Raw genomic sequence first — 2,895 nt, 5'->3', positions numbered from 1 at the left:
TTATTACAGTAAATAGCCAAAAAGCGGGTTCGTCAAATTTTTGTTTGTTTTTATTTCAAAAAATCATAAAAGAAAATTATTTAAACCCTTCCTATTTTGCATGGGAGCCTCCTGGTCCGGATATTTCATAAGTTGGAAATATGCCGAGACAGCCGTTCCCGGGGTAGAGCATGATTTGCTGCAAAATGATCGTCGAAAAACCTGTCGATCAACACTTCTGGAGATTAGGGAACGTTGTCGTCGGTATTGTACAGGCCAAGGAAGAGAAATGGGAGTGAAATCCCCGAGTTGCCACGATCTGCAAAGGCGTTGGCGACAGGCCCGGATGCGGCAAACCTGTAATATTACAAATGATACCGTATGGCGATATACGACATTATCAGCTTGTATGACGATACAGGTGAGAGACTTCATACGAAGCATTGCACGACAGCGTATTAATATGCTACCGATGCCGCAGAGGCTTTTTCCCTGGAAAAAAAGCAACAAGGGGAAGCCTGGTTGAAACAGAAGCTTCATGATCTGAAGCATAAGGAAAAAAAATTTCAGTTTTTTCGGAACTTCTAACTTCTGGAGACTGTCTAGTGTTGTAGTCTGCCTCAAGGCGGGGCGGGCAACCACTATTGATAGATTTTAACCCGTATATCCTCAGTATACAAGAGCATTAAAATGATCGACCCAACCAGCTTGACCTCAATAACACCAACTGTTTCTACATATGCACCGATTGAAACAACAACCTGCAACCAGCAAGAACTCCTGGATCGTGCTGAAAGCATAGTTACCGCATTTATTAATGACCTGTCTTTTGTAATATTAAATCCTGCCGGTCAGTCCAGCGCTGTTACGTCCAGTTTGAGCCTGACCGCGTCAGTGGGGCTGTTGCTGGCAACCATGGGTCTCGACGATATGGCAAGGATCCTCGACATACCTCCTGGTAAACTGACAGATAAGTTTGCTCGGGAGATCCATAAGGTAATGGGAGGTTTCAGCAGAAAGAATTCTTTCGAATCTGCTGGCTACGAAAAAAAGTTGGTTTCTACATTGAACCTCTTGGCATCCAGGAATAATCTGAGATCCGATGATGAACTTGTAGAAGTCCTGTCTACGCATTATCTGGCAAAGATACTAACCCCTGAGGGAAATGAAAGCGTAGCTGATATGACAAATGAACACCTCAAAGTCGCTACCGGGGGTTTAATTCCTGCATTGCTGAAGGACGGTACGCATTCAATCAAAACCACCCTTACCAATGTTATGGTATTCAATGTAGGATGGAAGAAAGAGTTAGCAAAGGGTACCGGGCTATTTATGAAAGCAGATGGGGTGACAGTTGGCGTCGAAACGATGACAACAACGGATAAGATGGGTTTAATGATTGACCCAAAACGGGGATTGGCTGCCATCGCTCTACCATTCGAACAGAGGGAGGAGCAACTTTACCTGGTGGCGATAGCACCGCTGCAACCTTCACCTGGTGCCATTGACAGAATTGAAAGTTCTGAGGACCTTAATCATCTGATTAATAGAGCACTTGACAGTCAAAACAAAGAACAAGTTAAACTGACGCTCCCGCAAATAAGAATAAACAGTACGAACAGCGAGCTATTGGAACAGATTGGTTCTTTACGGGGAATAGAAATAACGCCGGAAATGTTAGAGAAATTAGACGGACAGTTTTGTGGCGACATTAGCACAATCCAAACAACCATCGCCGAAATAGATGAGAAAGGTGCCCGTGGTGCAGTTGCTACTGTAACATCGGTCACCAGAGAGGGTGCCAAAAATGAACCTTTTGAATTTAATTTTAATAGCCCCGGTCTGGTTATTATTGCCGATGAGAAAGGTAATCGTGTGCTTGAAGCAGCGATTAAGGATGATGAGTATCTGGTTGCTTCGGATGAACCAGTAATTATTGAAGGCGCTGGGGCGAGCATTAGTGTTGCTACCAGGAAAATTCTTCGTCGTAGGTGCAGGAGGTGTGGAGAAGCACAACACGGTATCTGCATCAAAGGACTAGGCTCAGACTTTAGAGCAAAATTTATGAAAAGACTTCGACAACTGGCAGGGAGGGAAGAAAGCCCAGTTAAAAATATACCCTCCACATCGGGGCAGCCTTCTGGCGGCCAGCCAAATATACCTTCCACATCAGGGCAGCCTTCTGGCAACTTGCCAAATATCCCCTCCACACCCAAGAAGTCTTTTGACGACCTGACAACAAAAAACAAAGAGAATCAATTATTAAAAGCCTTAGAAGAAAAATTCAATGTTCCTGTCAAAAACGTTGAATTGGGTCAATTCGCTCTTGATATCACAACTGACACCAAAAAAGAAGCGGATGCAATCGTGAGAAGAATAAATAGATTTATTGGACAAGAACATAAAGATTCTGTAAGAATTACAGACTTTTCCTATATTAAAGCCGATCCCAGATTCGAAGTACGCTTAACCTCTAATGCAAGAAGTATCCTAATAGATAAGCTATTCCCGAAAAACCGGGAATAGCGAAGGCGGTAGAGGCCGAGCTGGTAACTTATCACATAGCTGATAATACCAACTCCATCTTCTAAATATGAACTGCGCAACCATTTTGAACAGCTGTATCTTCATTGGAATTTCTCGCAATAGCCCTGCTATTACTCGTTATTCCACCTTACCCTGCTGTCCAGAATGGCTTGCCTGATCTCATATTTAGTAGACGGAATTTGTATAGTAGTTGGACAAATGAAATCGTATGTTTCTGGAAAAATGATCAGTTACTCTACAAGTCACAACAAAGCAAGCATAGCCGTAGGTATGTGGCCGGAGTTGTGAAGCCGCAGAGTGAATGATCACTTAGTCCGAAAAAAATGATTTCATTTGGTTAAGTGTACGCGAGGCTGTCCTAGAATAGAC

The 2,895-nt window shown here is 43.3% G+C and carries 1 protein-coding gene; it reads left to right on the top strand.

The genetic code is table 11. The features are described 5' to 3' along the window. The first annotated feature begins 669 nt into the window (after window positions 1–669). Window positions 670–2,505 carry a serpin family protein gene (locus KDK14_RS19595; protein ID WP_257266900.1) on the top strand — a complete coding sequence of 612 codons (1,836 nt, stop codon included), beginning with the start codon at window positions 670–672 and terminating at the stop codon, window positions 2,503–2,505. Window positions 2,506–2,895: the final 390 nt, after the last annotated feature.

It is taken from the genome of Endozoicomonas sp. ONNA2 (genome assembly GCF_024606365.1).
Classification (GTDB): Bacteria; Pseudomonadota; Gammaproteobacteria; order Pseudomonadales; family Endozoicomonadaceae; genus Endozoicomonas.
Note: the sequence above shows the minus strand (reverse complement) of the source record. Positions and strands in the feature narration are given on the sequence as shown.

Coding starts and splice junctions, on each gene's coding strand:
- KDK14_RS19595 (WP_257266900.1), top strand. CDS start 670: ATGATCGACCCAACCAGCTTGACCTCAATAACACCAACTGTTTCTACA.